General features: G+C 63.5%; 12 protein-coding genes. 3 read left to right on the top strand and 9 right to left on the bottom strand.

Going from position 1 to position 15,675, the window contains the following annotated elements; translation table 11 throughout:
• Positions 1-257: 257 nt before the first annotated feature.
• Together ispH and hpnH are read left to right on the top strand one after the other, a co-directional pair.
• Complete coding sequence (gene ispH, locus UP09_RS06610) at positions 258-1,184, top strand: 4-hydroxy-3-methylbut-2-enyl diphosphate reductase (RefSeq protein ID WP_044537276.1); 927 nt, start codon at positions 258-260, stop codon at positions 1,182-1,184.
• 41 nt (positions 1,185-1,225) lie between these two features.
• A complete protein-coding gene (hpnH, locus tag UP09_RS06605; protein ID WP_044537275.1) occupies positions 1,226-2,386 on the top strand; it encodes an adenosyl-hopene transferase HpnH in 1,161 nt (386 codons plus the stop codon).
• 107 nt (positions 2,387-2,493) lie between these two features.
• Here hpnH and UP09_RS06600 read toward each other — a convergent pair whose 3' ends face one another.
• The 6 genes from UP09_RS06600 to UP09_RS06575 form a co-directional block, all read right to left on the bottom strand.
• Complete coding sequence (locus UP09_RS06600) at positions 2,494-3,228, bottom strand: phosphorylase (RefSeq protein ID WP_044537274.1); 735 nt, start codon at positions 3,226-3,228, stop codon at positions 2,494-2,496.
• On the bottom strand, positions 3,225-5,186 hold the full coding sequence (gene shc, locus UP09_RS06595) for a squalene--hopene cyclase (RefSeq protein ID WP_044537273.1): 1,962 nt from the start codon (positions 5,184-5,186) through the stop codon (positions 3,225-3,227). The genes UP09_RS06600 and shc overlap by 4 nt, the downstream gene beginning before the upstream one ends.
• Before the next feature lie 66 nt (positions 5,187-5,252).
• Positions 5,253-6,503, bottom strand: a complete 1,251-nt coding sequence (gene hpnE, locus UP09_RS06590) for a hydroxysqualene dehydroxylase HpnE (protein ID WP_044537272.1) — start codon at positions 6,501-6,503, stop codon at positions 5,253-5,255.
• Positions 6,503-7,339, bottom strand: coding sequence for a presqualene diphosphate synthase HpnD (gene hpnD, locus UP09_RS06585; RefSeq protein ID WP_044537270.1), 837 nt, complete (start codon positions 7,337-7,339; stop codon positions 6,503-6,505). Before hpnD ends, hpnE begins: the two co-directional genes overlap by 1 nt.
• Entirely contained in the window at positions 7,336-8,214 is an 879-nt protein-coding gene (gene hpnC, locus UP09_RS06580) for a squalene synthase HpnC (protein ID WP_044537269.1), read from the bottom strand. The genes hpnD and hpnC overlap by 4 nt, the downstream gene beginning before the upstream one ends.
• A 190-nt stretch (positions 8,215-8,404) precedes the next feature.
• Positions 8,405-8,644: a cysteine rich repeat-containing protein gene (locus UP09_RS06575; protein ID WP_044537268.1), complete on the bottom strand. Its 240-nt coding sequence runs from the start codon at positions 8,642-8,644 to the stop codon at positions 8,405-8,407.
• 403 nt (positions 8,645-9,047) lie between these two features.
• Between UP09_RS06575 and UP09_RS06570 the strand changes: the two genes are divergently transcribed.
• A complete protein-coding gene (locus UP09_RS06570; protein ID WP_044537267.1) occupies positions 9,048-9,551 on the top strand; it encodes a hypothetical protein in 504 nt (167 codons plus the stop codon).
• Between the two features lie 71 nt (positions 9,552-9,622).
• Here the strand turns inward: UP09_RS06570 and UP09_RS06565 are convergent, their stop codons facing one another.
• The 3 genes from UP09_RS06565 to UP09_RS06555 all read right to left on the bottom strand — a co-directional run bounded on the left by UP09_RS06565 (position 9,623) and on the right by UP09_RS06555 (position 15,330).
• Complete coding sequence (locus UP09_RS06565; RefSeq protein WP_044537266.1) at positions 9,623-12,007, bottom strand: efflux RND transporter permease subunit; 2,385 nt, start codon at positions 12,005-12,007, stop codon at positions 9,623-9,625.
• 238 nt (positions 12,008-12,245) lie between these two features.
• A complete protein-coding gene (locus tag UP09_RS06560) occupies positions 12,246-13,832 on the bottom strand; it encodes a B12-binding domain-containing radical SAM protein (RefSeq protein ID WP_044537265.1) in 1,587 nt (528 codons plus the stop codon).
• Between the two features lie 130 nt (positions 13,833-13,962).
• The gene (locus tag UP09_RS06555) at positions 13,963-15,330 is read right to left on the bottom strand and encodes an ethanolamine ammonia-lyase subunit EutB (protein WP_044537264.1); all 1,368 of its coding nucleotides are present in this window, start codon (positions 15,328-15,330) and stop codon (positions 13,963-13,965) included.
• Positions 15,331-15,675: the final 345 nt, after the last annotated feature.

Here is a 15,675-nt window from a genome sequence, read left to right as displayed (position 1 = left end):
AGGGGGTTAATATGCTTACCATATTACCATAAACAACCACCCGACACGTGGTGCCTCTTATCGAGGCGCTTACTTTTTGACACAAACCCCTGTATTTCCACGCGCTTGGCATGTGGACCTGACGCGGGAACTGTCATGGTGCGGATATTGCAGCACACGCTGCGGATGTCCGGCCGGGTGGGGTGCGGCGCCAATGGGCCGCAGGCTATTGCAGGGGCATTGAATGAGACGGGTGCAATTTGCGTAACGGACGTCCCATGGAAGTTTTTCTTGCTCAGCCGCGCGGCTTTTGCGCGGGCGTCGTGCGTGCCATCGAGATCGTCGAGCGTGCGCTCGAAAAATACGGCCCGCCGGTCTATGTCCGCCACGAGATCGTTCACAACAAATACGTGGTCGAAAGCCTTAAAAAGAAGGGCGCGATCTTCGTCGAGGACCTCTCCGAAGTGCCGCCCAGGGCCGTCACCGTGTTCAGCGCCCATGGTGTGGCCAGGAGCGTCGAGGAAGAGGCCGCCGCCCGGGACCTGCCGGTGCTCAACGCCACCTGCCCGCTGGTTACCAAGGTCCACAACCAGGGCAAGCGCTACATCTCGAAGGGCCGCGCCCTGATCCTGATCGGGCATGCCGGCCACCCCGAGGTCGAGGGAACCATGGGTCAGGTTCCCGGGCCCGTCCTGCTGGTCCAGAGCGTGGCTGAGGTGGCGGAACTCACCCTTCCGACCGACACCCCGGTGGCCTATATCACCCAGACAACGTTGTCCGTGGATGACACCAAGGACATAATCGCAGCCCTTCAGGCCAGATTTACAGATATTCAAGGCCCGGACATCCGGGATATCTGCTATGCGACACAGAACCGCCAATCTGCGGTAAGGGACCTGAGCAAACTGGTGGACGTCATATTGGTGGTGGGGGCCGCCAATAGTTCCAACTCAAACAGGCTTCGTGAAATCGGCACCGAAGTTGGCGTCGCGAGTTATCTCATTGCCGATGGCAGCGCGCTCAACCCCGATTGGCTGAAGGATGCGAAGGCCGTCGGCATCACGGCGGGAGCCTCGGCACCCGAAGTTTTGGTCGATGATGTGATCGAGGCTTTGCGGCGCATCGGACCGGTTTCGGTCTCGGTGCTCCCGGGACGGGAAGAGAACATCGAATTCCGGCTGCCAGCCGAACTGACTGCGGGCTGATCCGAACTCACTGACCTTAAGTGCAGAAAGAAAACCTCTCAATGGCTATACCGTTCTTCAAGGAAATGCGTATCGGCGGTTATCTGATCAAGCAGAAGCTGCTTGGCCGCAAACGCTATCCGCTGGTGCTGATGCTTGAGCCGCTGTTCCGTTGCAACCTGGCCTGCGTCGGTTGCGGCAAGATCGACTATCCGGATGCGATCCTTAATCGCCGCATGTCCGCGCAGGAATGCTGGGACGCGGCCGACGAGTGCGGCGCGCCGATGGTGGCGATCCCCGGCGGCGAACCGCTGATCCACAAGGAGATCGGCGAGATCGTGCGCGGCCTCGTGGCCCGCAAGAAGTTCGTCTCGCTCTGCACCAACGCGCTGCTGCTCGAGAAGAAGCTCGATCTGTTCGAGCCGTCGCCCTATCTGTTCTTCTCGGTACATCTCGACGGTCTGAAGGACCATCACGACAAGGCCGTGTCGCAGAAGGGCGTGTTCGACCGCGCCGTCTCCGCGATCAAGGCGGCGAAGGCTCGCGGCTTCACCGTCAACGTCAACGCCACGATCTTCGACGGCCACCCGGCCGAGGAGATCGCGAAGTTCTTGGACTTCACCACCGAGCTCGGCGTCGGTGTGTCGATGTCGCCGGGTTATGCCTATGAGCGTGCGCCCGACCAGGAGCACTTCCTCAACCGCACCAAGACCAAGAAGCTGTTCCGCGACGTCTTTGCGCTCGGCAAGGGCAAGAAGTGGAACTTCATGCATTCCGGCCTGTTCCTCGACTTCCTCGCCGGCAACCAGGAATACGAGTGCACGCCGTGGGGCATGCCGGCCCGCAACATCTTCGGCTGGCAGAAGCCCTGCTATCTGCTCGGTGAAGGCTACACCAAGACCTTCAAGGAGCTGATGGACACCACGGACTGGGAAACCTACGGCACCGGCAAGTACGAGAAGTGCGCCGACTGCATGGCGCATTGCGGCTACGAGCCGACCGCAGCCACCGCCGCACTGGCCAATCCGCTGAAGGCAATGTGGGTGGCGCTGCGCGGCGTCAGGACGACGGGACCGATGGCGCCCGAGATCGATCTCACCAAACAGCGTCCGGCGCAGTATATCTTCTCGGCCGAGGTGCAGAAGCGCCTCTCGGATATTCGCCGCGACGAGGCCGCCGCTGCCGCGGCCAAGCAGCAGGCAAAAGCTTCCACCGCCGCCTAAAGCCGCACCGTCAGACATGCAAACAACAAAGGCCCGATCGCTATGCGATCGGGCCTTTTGATTCGAACTCAGGATTTGATGCCGAGCCCGCCTCCTGGACGGGCGGCTCAGGCCTCCACCGGCACCAGAACGTCGCTTCCGAGCAGGAAGCCGCGGCAGCCGCGCAGCGAGCGCAGCGCGCGGTTGAAGTCGATCCCGGTCGACACCAGCGCCCGCACCGTCCGCGGATTGCGCACGATGCCGCGCAGCACCTTGCGCAGGTCGATATCGCCATTCGGTTTCAGCGCGGACTTGGCAAGCTCCGGCAGCGCCCGGTGGGCGGGATCGCTGATCACGCGCAGCGCCGCGAACGGAATGCCCGCATTGGCGGCATAGGCCGCTGCAATATGGCTCTCCATGTCGACCGCAGCCGCACCCGTGATCGAGCGCAGCGCGGCCTTGCAGGCCCTTGCCGCGACGACCTCCTCAACGCCAGCGAGCGCGCCGCGGACGATCCTGCGGCGCTTCAGCGCGGCGCTGGCGATCATCTCCTCGTTCAGCGCGGACGCGGCCAGGAATCGCGCATCACCGGCAGTCACCTCGGTCGCGACCACGACGTCGCCCGATTTGAGCGCAGGATCGAGCCCGCCGGCGACGCCGAACGAGATCACGCCGCGAAATGTCGTTGGATCCAGCGTTGCCAGCAGCGCGCGCAGCTGTTGCGGGTCGCTGGAACTGCAAATGACGATCATGCCGGGGCCCGCGGCAATGCGAGCCTCCTGCACCAAACCCGTCACAATCAACACCGGCCGAGGGTCAATCGCATTGCCCACGGTCTCGGCGGCCCCCGCCCCCAACATCACATCCCGACCCCTACCACCCTGCTATTGGTGCTGCTCAAATTCCGATACCGCGCCAGCGCCCAGAGCGGAAAGAACTTCGAGTAGCCATGATATCGTAAGTAAAACACCCGCGGAAACCCCGTAGCCGTGTATCGCTGTTCGTCCCACAGCCCTTTTTCCGTCTGTGTTGCCTTTAGGTACTCCACCCCCCGCGAAACTGCGGGGTTTTCGACCTCTCCGGCCGCCATCAATCCAAGCAAGGCCCATGCCGTTTGCGAGGAGGTCGATGGCGCGGCCTCATAACCCCTGTAATCCAGCCGGTAGCTGACGGCGTCCTCGCCCCAGCCGCCGTCCCGATTCTGGACTGACAGCAGCCAGTCTACCGCTTTCCGGATCATCGGGTCGGTGTGATCGACCCCTGCGACATTTAGCGCAGAGAGCACCGACCATGTGCCGTAGATGTAGTTCAGGCCCCAGCGGCCGTACCAGGAGCCCTCGGCGAGCTGGGTGCGGCGCAGATACGCGATACCGTCGGCCATCACCTTGCTGGTCGCGGCGGTCGCCCCGAGCTGGCCCAGCATCGAAACGCAGCGCGCGGTCACGTCCTCGGTCGGCGGGTCGAGCAACGCGCCGTGGTCCGAGAACGGGATGTTGTTGAGGTAGTATTCGAGGTTGTTGGCGTCGAAGGCAGCCCAGCCGCCGTCGCGGCTCTGCAGCCCCTCGATCCATTCGCGGCCACGCGCGATCGCGACGTCGTATTCCTTGCTTCCGGTCTGGCGCTGCGCGCGATCCATCGCCATGACAACCACGGCGGTGTCGTCGAGGTCGGGATAGTGGTCGTTGTTGTACTGGAACGCCCAGCCGCCCGGACGGACGTTTGGCGCCTTGACCGCCCAATCGCCCTTCAGCTCGAGCACCTGGCGCGGCTTCAGCCAGTCGAGCCCCTCCTTCATCCTGGCGAAGGTCTCGTCGCCGCCCACCTCCTGCAGCGCGTGGCAGGTCAACGCGGTGTCCCACACCGGCGAAACGCAGGGCTGGCAATAGGCCTCGTGTTCGCCGATCACGAGCAGTTTGTCGAGACCGCGCCGTGTGACAGCACGCGGCGGAAAATTCTCGTCCTTGCCGAGCGCTTCATACATCATGACGATGTTGGCCATCGGCGGATAGATCGCGCCCATGCCGTCTTCGCCGTTCAGCCGTTCCTCGGTGAAGGCAAGCGCGGCGTCGATCGCGCGCTGGCGCATGCGCTTCGGAAACATCGGCTCGACCACGCGCAGCACGGCATCGAGCGAACGGAACAGATAGAACCAGCCCGCGCTCTGATGCGGCGCCTTCGGCGTCATGCCGATCGACTTCGGATCCTGCAGGAACAATTCGTCGATGCCGACGCCCTTCGGATTTTTCGCGCGCGGCTTCAGCGCGGCCAGCACCATCAGTGGAACGATGGTGGTGCGCGCCCAGTAGGAGATCTTGTTGATGTGGAACGGCGACCACATCGGCAGCAGCATGATCTCGATCGGCAACACCGGCACCGCACGCCAGGTCACGACACCGTAAAGCGCAAGCATGAAGCGCGTGAAGACGTTGCTGCCCGCCGCGCCGCCGCGCGAACGGATCGCCTCGCGCGCCCGCACCATATGCGGCGCATCGACGGAATCGCCGATCATCTTCAGCGCGAAATAGGACTTCACGCTGGCGCTCATGTCGAACGGGCCGTCATGCACCAGCGGCCAGCCGCCATGGGCGCCCTGCACGCGGCGCAGATAATTGGCTATCTTGGCTTCGAGCGCGGCGTCAACCGGCTCGGCGAGATAGTGACGCAGCAGGACATATTCGGCCGGGATCGTACTGTCGGCTTCGAGCTCGAACACCCAGTGACCGTCGGACTGGCGATAGCCCATCAGGGCTTCGGTCGCCCTTGAGATGCTCGTCTCCAGCGCGACGGTGTCGACTGTTACGCTGTGATCGCTCGAAAGCATTTCGCTCGATATCCTCTTCATCGCGGGCCGGCTGACGAAAGCCACGGCCGCTTCAACAGGTCGAATCTAGCGTCTGGCCAGAACCAGATCGGCGGCGCGATCACCCGACCGCACCGATCCCTCGATGGTTGCCGGCAACCCGGTAGCAGTCCAGTCGCCGGCAAGGAACAGGTTTTTTTGCGCAGTCGCGGGCCCTGGACGCAAGGCATTCTGCTCCGGCGTCGCCTCGAATGTGGCGCGGCGCTCGCGCACAACTTGCCAGGGCGGCAATTCGCCCGAAACGCCTGATGCCTTGCAGACGTCCCGCCAGATCGCCTGCGCCAGCTCCTCGCGCGGCATATCGACCAGTCGGTCGCCATTGCTGATGGTCACCGACAGCCGCTGCGGGAACGCAAACAGCCACTCCACAAGGCCGCCGACGACGCCGAGAATCGGTGGAGCGTCGCGCGGCGGATCGACGCGGAAATGCGCATTGACGATGGCGCGGAACTTGGTCGGCGTCTTCAATCCCGGCAGCAGTGATGCCGCCGCGCGCGGCGGCACCGCGAGCACCACGGCATCGTCGGCCGACAGCGCGACCTTGTCGTCGCCGCCGAAATCGAGCTGCGCGACCATGTCGCCGGACATCGTGAAGGCGCGCAGCTCATGACCGAACTGGACGCTATTGCCGCCGTCCTGCAACTGCTTCACGGCCGGCTCGATCAGCACCGAGCTCAGGCCGTCGCGCGCGATCAGGGGGCGGCAAGCCTGGCCGCCCGCCAGCAGCGTCTCGCGCACGATGGCGCCGGCAAGCCCGGCCGAGCCCTCGGGGGGATCGACGTTGAGCGCGGCAAGCAACAGCGGTTGCACCAGGCGATCGTACAGCGTGCCCTCGCAGGGGATCGTCTTGCCCACGAGCGCGTCGGTGCTAGCCCAGGCCAGCGGCGCCAACGCGAGATAATCGCGCAAGCCCGTATCAGGGACGCGGCGTGCCTCGTCGAACACCCAGAGCGGCAGGCGGGAGTCGCCGAGATCGAGCTGCCAGCGCTGGCCGCTTTTGAGGTCGACGAACGGAAACTGCGCGCGCTTCGGCCCCACCAGGCCGGCCTCGGTGCCGATCGAACGCGCGTAGCTCACCGCATGGCGGTTGCCCGACAGCAGGAGATGGTTGCCGTTGTCGATGGTGAGATTGGTGGCGGCGTCGAAATAGGAGCGGCAGCGGCCGCCGGCCTGCTGCGTCGCCTCGTGGACGCACACCTTGTAATTGGCGTTGGCGAGCCGCACGGCCGCCGAAAGGCCGGAAATGCCGGCGCCGATGATATGAACGGTTTTTTGCATCAGATGATCGCGTAACGAAGCAGGATGCCGATCTTGGCCGCCTTGGACACGCGCACCGGCTCGCGCGGGGCGGCAAAGCCACGTGCGATCAGGAGATCGAGGATCGCGTGGTAGTATTTCGACATGATCCGCGGCGCGCGGACCGCGCGGCGCGAATTGCGCTTCATGATCTCGTCGGATTTCTGGAAGTGCATCTTGGCGCGCTCGGCGAGCGGCGCGCACACCTTCGGCAGCGCGCGGTCGGCGGTGACGCGGGCCGGATCGTCGTTGGTGATGCCGGCGTGCCAGAGCCATTCGCGCGGCAGATAGAGGCGGCCGAGGCCGGCGTCCTCGTCGATGTCGCGCAGGATGTTGGTGAGCTGAAGCGCGCGGCCGAGGTGATGGGCGAGCTCAACGCCGTCGTCCTCGGGCAGGCCGAACACACGCACCGACAGCCGGCCAACGGCGCTGGCGACGCGATCGCAGTAGAGATCGAGCGTCGCAAGGTCCGGCGCGCGGATGTCCTGCGGCACGTCCATCTCCATGCCATCGACGATCGCAAGAAAGTCTTCGCGCTTCAGCCCGAAGGCCTTCACCGAGGCGACGTAGTCCTTGAGGCGATCGGGCGGATGGCCCTGATAGAGCGCGTCGATGTCCTCGCGCCACTGCTGGAGCGCGGCCAGACGCTCCGGCCGCGGACCGTCGGAGTCGGCGATGTCGTCGACCTGCCGGCAGAAGCTGTAGATCTGGAACATGGCCTCGCGCTGCGCGCGCGGCAGGACCCGCATCGCGGCATAGAACGAACTGCCGGACGCGGTGCTGCCGTAGTTTGCGTTGGCTGCCGCCTCAACGCTCATGCGCCGGCCGCCGTCTTGGAGACCGAACGCCGCCCGGTGGCGCGGCGGGCGGTCTCGCCAGCCATGCCGCCGAGGCTCTGCAGCAGCAGCTCGACCGGGCTCAGATGAACGCGTTCGCTGAGCGGATCGCGCACCTTCAGCATGTTGACGATCTTGTCGGCAAAGGCCTGGATCACCGATATCTCGAGCCCGAGCCTGAAATCCTTCACCTCGGCCGCAAGCGACTTGCTCTCGTCGAGCAGCGCCTCGGTGCGCAGCGCGAGCGCCTGCAGGCACTTGAGCAATTGCGGTGGCGACTTCGCCTCGCTGAGCATCTCGACGGTCGCGCCCGATGCGGCCAGCGCGTCCCGCGGCAGGTAGATGCGGTTCAGATTTTTGTAGTCCTTGGCGCAGTCCTGCAAATGGTTGTTGATCTGCAGGCCGGCACAGAGCGCGTCGGACGCGGCCCAGGTCGAGGTGCTCTCGCCGTGCACGTCGAGCATGAAGCGGCCGACCGGCATCGCCGAGTAGCGGCAATAGTCGATCACGTCGTCCCAGGTCTCATAGCGCAGCTTGGTGACGTCAAGGCGGAACGCCACCAGCACGTCGCGCGCATGCCGCGGCGGCATGGCGCGCTCGGCGAAGGCGCGGCGCAAATTGACGGCTTCCTTCTGGGTCTCGCCGTTGCCGAGAAGCTCGGCCTCCATCAGGTCGAGATAGCGCAGCTTCTCCTCGGCAGGCAGCGTGGCGTGATCGGCGATGTCGTCGGCCGTGCGGACGAAATTATAGAAGGCCAGGATCAGGGCACGATGCCGTGGATGAATGATCCACGACGCGACCGGAAAATTCTCGTCGCGGTGGGTCTTTCCGGATCGCAGGTCGCTCGCGGTGGTCATTGGAAATTTGGGCTACACTGGTCATGGCAAGGCAGGCGCGAGTGGTCAGCGCATGCCGGGGATTGCGAGCCCCATATAGGGGAATACGCCGCCAAAACCAATGCTATCTGTGACCGCCAGCATACAAGCCCGGGGCCGGCAAATGCCGGCCGCAGGCTTCGCGGCAGTCCCTTGAGGCCTGAACGCGGCCTTACTGACCGTGGGTCTTCAGCACGGCGTCGCACGCGGCGCTGATCTTGGTGCGGTTCTGCTGTAGGCAGGCAAGAATGGTGAAGTCGCCCTGATCGATCACGGCGCGGCAGTGCTTCTGCACGTCGCGCGTGCAGGCCTTCTGCTCATCTGGCGTGCCGCCGCGCGCCGGCTCTTGGGCGAAGGCGGCAGATGAAAGCGGGATCGACAAAAGGGCAACAGCCAGGAAAAATTTACGCATCGTATTCCTTCATTTCCGACAGCAGAAAATCCGTCCCCGAAAGCGCTTCGGCATGGCCGGGACGAATTTGCAGGGAGTTTGGACGCCGCGTGACGCAGCAACGAATTGACAACAAGCACTGCTAAATGCGGCTAAATTTGCGACGCTGTAAACCCTTGCATAAACCATTGATTCTCATTAGTTATTCGTTCACCTCTTTTGCCATTGTGCGGCGATCTCGGACAACGCCGCACCAGGGAGAGAGGTCATGGCACCGGAAGTTTTGATTCCGTCCGGCGATGTGACGGCCTCATACGCGCCCATGCCTGTCATTTGAACCTAACATACTGCGGTGACACTAAATCTTCGATGCGGCGACGCGTTTCTTGCAAAAGAAGCACTGATTTCAACGGGAATATTCACAATGACACTGTTTGGTTCCAGCCTTTCCGGTCAGGCCCTCAGGGCTGCTGGCGTCGGCGCCGCACTCATGCTGTCGGCCTCCGCAGGCCATGCGCAATCCAGCGGGCCTTTCGCCGGCTTTGACGGCTCATGGACCGGCTCGGGCACGGTTTCGTTGTCCGACGGCACCACCGAGCACATCAGGTGCAAGGCTAGCTACAAGGTCGCCGCAACGGGCATGAGCCTGAAGCAGAGCCTGAATTGCGCAAGCGACAGCTACAAGTTCGACCTCTCCAGCGACGTCACCAGCCAGGGCGATCGCATCTCCGGCAACTGGAGCGAGAAGAGCCGCAACATCTTCGGCAATTTGCAGGGCACCGCGGGCGGCGGGCGGATCGACGTGTTCGTCGAGGCGTCGGGCTTTGCCGCGAACCTGAACCTGCAGACCAACGGCTCCAAGCAGGTCGTGCAGATCGACTCCAAGGGCGAGATCCGCGGCGTCACCATCACGATGACGAAGAGCTGAGGCGCTCGGCGCTTCGCCCAAGAATTTCATAAAGGGCCCGGTTCCGATCAATCGGAACCGGGCCCTTGTCGTCAGGTCTTCTCTGTCGGCTGCGGCTGTCCGGCGGTGCCGCGGATCTTCTGCGACAGGTTGATCAGGAACATCGATGTTGGCCGCAGGATGAAGAGGTCCGCGACCAGGGCTGCGACCATCGAGAACGCGCTGAGCCAGCCGAACAGGCGCAGCGACGGCAGGTCCGAGAACACCGTCACGATCAGGCCGCAGGCCAGCACCACCGTGGTCAGGATCAGCGCCGGGCCGACCAGCACGGTGGCGCGCTCCACGGCGAGATCGGCACTGACGCCCGGCTTCCGCTCCAGCCGCAGCCGGTTGAGGAAGTGGATGGTGGCGCTGAGACCGAGGCCGAACGACACCGTCAGCGCCACCACGCTGGCGAATTGCAGCCCCTCTCCGAGCGCGTACAGCACGGTGCCCGACAGCACCACCGGGAAGATGCCGGGCAGGATGCAGGAGAACAACACCACGACCGAGCGGAACGCGAGCCCGATGAAGACCGCGACCAGCAGGAATTCGATAGTGAGGCCGTGGTTGAGCTTCTCGATCATGTTGGCGCTGTTGCGCGCGGCGATCACCGACAGGCCGGTGACTGCGATCTCGTAACCGGGATGCTCGGCACGCACCTTGTCCAGCGAGTTATCGAGTTTGTTCACCACCGGAAGCAGTTGGCTCGAGTCCAGATCCGGGACCCGACCCGACACCACGACCGCATTCTGATCCGCCGAGATGAAGCGGCGCACCAGATGCTCGGGAATCACGCTGACATATTCCTTCAGCGTCGCGACATCGTTGCTGCCGGCCTTTTCGGCGAGCCAGCGCCGCAAGGTTTCCAGCGACCAGACGTTGCCGACGCCGGCGCTGTCCTCGACCATTGCATGGACGTCGGCGATGGTCTTCAGGGTCTCCGGCGAATAGAGCGATTGCCCCTTGGGGAATTCGATCAGCACGTCGACCGGGTTGGCGCCGGTCAGCTTGGCGTCGAGCCGGCTCGATGCCGCCACTGCCTGCCGCTTGTCGGGAACCTGGTCGGCAAGCCGGTAGCGCGGCTGCAGATTGGCATAGACGACGCCGAGGCTGCCGACGACAACAAGCGCGATCAGGCTGAACAGCCCGGGACGCCCGACCATCCGCACCGCGATCCAGTAGCAGAAATTGCGCAGCGCCTGCACGCCGGCATCCGCCCCCTGGAACTTGACCGCGAACGTCTTCTCGTTGCGCACCAGCAGAATGCCGAACACCGGCACCAGCGACAACACCGCGACCAGCGCGATGATGGTGGCCGCAAGCCCGGCCTCGCCGAACTTGCGGATCAGGTCGGAATCCGAGAACTGCAGCGCGATGAACGAAATCCCGGCCGTGCCGTGGGTGAGCACGCAGGCCGGGCCGACCACCAGCACCGCGTTCTTGAACGCGGTGAACTTGTCCTGCCCGGCAATCAGCCGGTCGCGCGCCGCAAACGTCAGCTGCATCGAGTCGGAGAAGCTGATCACCATGATGAGCGGGGTCATCACGTTGAGGAACATGTTGAGATTGAAATTCGCCCAGCCAAGGGCGCCGAGCGCCAGCAGGATCGCGATCATCGGCGGGAACGCCGCCGCCACCATGAAGGACACCTTGCGGAAGAAGATGATGGCAATGATGCAGCCGGCGAGGATGCCGAGGACGTTGTAAGTAATCCCGTCACGCTCGACCGCGTTGCGGATCTCGAGCTGCATCACCGGCACGCCGGAGAGCTGGGCATTGAGCCCGCTGCCGCCGAGGTCGTCGGCCATGATCTTCCTCATGTCGGCGACGACCTTGGTGAGCTTGTTGCTGGCGACCACCTCGGGCTCGAGCGACAGCACGACCAGCGCGAGCGTGCCGTCTTCCGACAACAGCTTGCCGCGGATGATTTCGTTGCTTTTGATTGTCTCGGCGAACTTGTCGTAGGCCGCGCCTGTCGGGAGCTCGTTCGGGAACAGCGCCGCCGGCAGCTTGCCGGGCTCAGGCGCCTGGCGCGCCGAGAACAGCGACACCACGCCGCGCACGCCCTCGACGAGTTGCACGTCGGTCACCATGTCGCGCAGCTTCTCGAGATTCTCGCGGGCAAGCAGCGTCTTGCCCTCGACCACGATCAGGACGTCGAACTCGGTCGCGGGGAAGCGTTTGGTGACCGCCTCGTACTGCTTGTAGTCCTTGGAGTTGGAGCGGAACAGCTGCGACAGCGAGTCGTCGATCTTGATCCGATGGATGCCGAACAGGGCGCCAATCATCAGCAGCACGAGGACGACGCAGGACAGGATCGGCGCCCGCATCGGAATCAGGCCGAGGCGCTCGATTCCGAACGCGATGCTGGTCCCCGTCCGGGGCTCTTCCACCTGCTCGACGTGGACCTGACTTTCGGAGTTCTTTTCGAGCATGCCCTGTCCAGTTCTGAAAACGGCGCAATCTAGCTAGCTTGGGTTCCGGGCGCGAATGAGGCTCGTCAGAACGTCTGATCGGCGCTAGTCCTTGAAATCACGCGGGGTTTTACAGGTCCGGCCCCTTGCTCGCAAGCGCGAGCACCATGCCAAATCAGCGCGGACCTGACGAAAACCATCGATAAGTATCTGATTTGTCACACCTCGACAGCGCGGCGGCAGTGGCGGTGTCATGCTGTCATTCGGCGGGGACGGACGCCTCGCGCAGCCGGATCGAATAATTCGACGCGTTCTGCCGACCAGAGGAGGCCGCGCGCGCGAACGTGATCAGATGATGCGCCACCATCGTCGCCGAGATCAGGCCCTCGATGTCACCGCGCTTGATCCGCCCCAGCGCGAACTTCCAGAACACGCGCCTGTAACTGCCGAGCACGCCGACCTTCCAGAAGATGTTGCGGAGCATGATCAGGCCGCGCCGGATGTTGGCCCAGGTCTTCAGCTCCGGGCTGACCGGCACCTTGATGCGGTTGGCATAGGTATAGTCGCATTGATACTGGTAGCGCTCAAACAGCTTCTCCGGCTGGTAGGCGACTTCCATGCATTTGCGCCAGGAACTGACCACGTCATCATAGGGCAGCAGGAACTTGACGTTGGAATCGCGGCCGTCGTCATCGACCAGCCGTCCTGCCTTTTCGAGGCGATCCCACAGCGGCGTCTTCGGCAGCGCCTGCAGCAGGTTGATGGTCAGGAGCGGAATGCGGGACTCGTCGACGAAGGAGAGCAGGGCCTTGCCGGTCTCGGGCTTGTCGGTGTCGAGACCCATGATGATGCCGGAGACGACCTCCATCCCGTAGGAATTGATGGTGTGCACGCCTTCCAGGATCGGAACCATCATGTTCTGATCCTTGTGCATCGCCTTCAGCGCTTCGGGATCGGGGGTTTCGATGCCGACGAAGATGGTGACGAAGAAGGCTTCGCGCATCTTCTCCAGGATCTCGGTGCGCTTGGCGATGTTGAGCGTCGCCTCACAGGCGAGCCGCGTCACATAGCCGGTCCGTTTCTGCCACTCGATCAGATGGGGCAGCAAATCGACGGCAGCCTTGCGGTTGCCGATGAAATTATCATCGACGAAATAAACCGAGTCGGTCATGCCGCATTCGCGCAGCTTGTCGAGCTCGGCAATGATCTGCTGCGGCGATTTCAGGCGCGGATTGCGGCCATAGAGCCCGGGGATGTCGCAGAACTCGCACTGGTAGGGGCAGCCCGAGGAGAACTGGATGCTGCCGAGAAAGTACTTCTTGATTTCGGCGAGTTCATAGGCCGGCAGCGGGAACTCGGTCATCGGCAGGCGATCGAGGGTCTTGAACACCACTTGCTCGTCCGGACGGCTGGTATCCTCTGCTAGACGCTTGATCAGCTCGTTGGTGGCGTCGCCGAGTTCGCCGACATGGAGGTAGTCGAATGAGGGATAGTAATCCGGGCAGGCGCTGACTGAGGGACCGCCGATCGCGACCGGCAGGCCGTGGTCATGCGCGCGGTGGCAGATATCGTTCATGTGCTGGCGCTGGATGTGCATGCCGCTGACGAACACGGCATCCGCCCACTCGAAATCGTCCTCGGTCGCCGGACGCAGGTTCTCGTCGACGAAGCGGACCGGCCAGTTCTCGGGCAGATAGGCTGCGATCAGCAGCAGCCCCTGCGGGGGCATGAATGCCTTGACGCCGTCGGTGAGGGGGTAGGCATACTCAAAGGTGCCAAAGGCCGACGTATAGCGCGGGAAGACGCAGAGAATATGCCGTACCGTCTCAACGCGCTCGGCTCTCATCAAATACCCTCAAGCGAAGCAACACCGAATTTAACCACGCCATTGAACGCTGGACCAGAAATTCTTCAACATTGTGGCGTCGGCTAACGCCGTAGTGCCGCGATGGTTGCCCCAAAACTCTCTTCTCGCCTCAGGCCTGCAGCCTGGACGCAAATTCGGGCAGCAGGCCTGCATTCGCGGCAAGGCGGAAATCCTGCCCGGTAAGGCCTGCACGCGTCAGCCAATCGTCGAATTCGGGTGCCCGCTTCAGGCCGAACAGGTCGCGGGCATAGAGTGTGTCGCGCGAGGTCGACTGGCGGTTCGACATCACGTCGTCGGCGCCCGGGACCCCCGTCATGAAGGTCACGCCTGCGGCCGCCAGCAACGTGACGAGGTTGTCCATGTCATCCCGATCGGCCCCGGCATGAGTGGTGCAGACCTCGACGCCGAGCGGCAGGCCAAGCACCTTGCCGCAGAAGTGATCCTCGAGCCCGGCGCGGATGATCTCCTTGCCGTCGGCAAGATAGTCGGGACCGATGACGCTGTTGACGAGCAGCGGATCGAACGCCCGCGCCACCGCATAGGCACGCGCCTCGCAGGTCTGCTGGTCGACCTGGTGATGGGCATTGGCCGCCAGCGCCGAGCCCTGCCCGGTCCCGAAATACATCAGCTGATCGCCGACCGTGCCGCGGCGGAGCGACAGCGCCGCCTCGCGCGCTTCCCTCAGGACCGAGAGGTCGACACCGAGATTGCGGTTCGCCGCCTCGGTCCCGGCGATCGACTGGAACACGAGGTCGACCGGCAGCCCCTGCCCGATCAGGCCGAGCGTGGTCGTGACATGCGTGAGCACGCAAGCCTGTGTCGGAATCTCCAGCCGCGTGATGACGTCGTCGAGCGTTCGCAACAGCGGCCCGATCGTTTGGGGGTCGTCGCTCGCCGGGTTGACGCTGATGCACGCGTCGCCAGATCCGAGCACGAGCCCGTCGAGGATCGAGGCGACGATGCCGCGCGCGTCGTCGAGCGGACGGTCGGGCTGCAGCCGTGCGCTCATCCGCCCGGGCAGGCCGATGGTGTTGCGGAAGCCGGTCGTTACCTCGCACTTCCTTGCAACCACGATCAGCTCCTGGTTGCGCATCAGCTTCGACACCGCCGCGACCATTTCCGGCGTCACGCCGCGCGAGATCTTCCTTAAAGTATCGCCGGTGGCGGCATCCGACAGCAGCCAATCGCGGAACCCGCCGACGGTGAGCGACGACATCGGCACAAATCCGGAGACATCGTGACTGTCGAGGATCAGGCGGGTGATCTCGTCGTCCTCGTAAGGGATCACCGGCTCATTGAGAAACTGCCTGAGCGGAACGTCGGCAAGCGCGAGCCGCGCCGCGATCATCTGCTCGGCGCTGTCGGCCGCGATGCCGGCCAGGCGGTCGCCGGAACGCGGCGGCGTCGCCTTGGCCAGCAACTCGCGCAGGCCAGCGAAGAGGTAAGCGGTGGAGTTGATGGTGTGGCGGTAAACCATGGCAATTCGGACCTAGTTGATGCAGGTCGGGATCAGCGTGGCGAATGTTTTCGAACGCAATGCCATCTGCGTTAACACGTCAAGAGTTGACGAAATATCGGAGAAATGCACGACACGAGTTCCGTATGCGTTCACCCGACCAGATTCGGAATGATGGAGGCAAAGAGTTGGATTTACTTCGTAAATGACTAAAGTTGCAGCTGCGAGAAACTCGCGGATTAAGGAATTGTCCACCACGATTTGGCATAGGTTTTACTCGGCCGAAGGCCTGCGGCGGAAGGGGACGCAGGTAAGAGTCTGTTTCGATCATCAAACAGGTGTCGTCGCCCGGCTTGTCCGGGCGAT

Origin of the sequence: Bradyrhizobium sp. LTSP885, assembly GCF_000938305.1 — a bacterium.
GTDB lineage: Bacteria > Pseudomonadota > Alphaproteobacteria > Rhizobiales > Xanthobacteraceae > Bradyrhizobium.
Note: the sequence above shows the minus strand (reverse complement) of the source record. Positions and strands in the feature narration are given on the sequence as shown.

What these genes read in the sequence shown, in the direction of transcription:
- ispH (WP_044537276.1), top strand. Translation starts at nt 258, where the DNA reads ATGGAAGTTTTTCTTGCTCAGCCGCGCGGCTTTTGCGCGGGCGTCGTG.
- hpnH (WP_044537275.1), top strand. Translation starts at nt 1,226, where the DNA reads ATGGCTATACCGTTCTTCAAGGAAATGCGTATCGGCGGTTATCTGATC.
- shc (WP_044537273.1), bottom strand. Translation starts at nt 5,186, where the DNA reads ATGCTTTCGAGCGATCACAGCGTAACAGTCGACACCGTCGCGCTGGAG.
- hpnE (WP_044537272.1), bottom strand. Translation starts at nt 6,503, where the DNA reads ATGCAAAAAACCGTTCATATCATCGGCGCCGGCATTTCCGGCCTTTCG.
- hpnD (WP_044537270.1), bottom strand. Translation starts at nt 7,339, where the DNA reads ATGAGCGTTGAGGCGGCAGCCAACGCAAACTACGGCAGCACCGCGTCC.
- hpnC (WP_044537269.1), bottom strand. Translation starts at nt 8,214, where the DNA reads ATGACCACCGCGAGCGACCTGCGATCCGGAAAGACCCACCGCGACGAG.
- UP09_RS06575 (WP_044537268.1), bottom strand. Translation starts at nt 8,644, where the DNA reads ATGCGTAAATTTTTCCTGGCTGTTGCCCTTTTGTCGATCCCGCTTTCA.
- UP09_RS06570 (WP_044537267.1), top strand. Translation starts at nt 9,048, where the DNA reads ATGACACTGTTTGGTTCCAGCCTTTCCGGTCAGGCCCTCAGGGCTGCT.
- UP09_RS06565 (WP_044537266.1), bottom strand. Translation starts at nt 12,007, where the DNA reads ATGCTCGAAAAGAACTCCGAAAGTCAGGTCCACGTCGAGCAGGTGGAA.
- UP09_RS06560 (WP_044537265.1), bottom strand. Translation starts at nt 13,832, where the DNA reads ATGAGAGCCGAGCGCGTTGAGACGGTACGGCATATTCTCTGCGTCTTC.
- UP09_RS06555 (WP_044537264.1), bottom strand. Translation starts at nt 15,330, where the DNA reads ATGGTTTACCGCCACACCATCAACTCCACCGCTTACCTCTTCGCTGGC.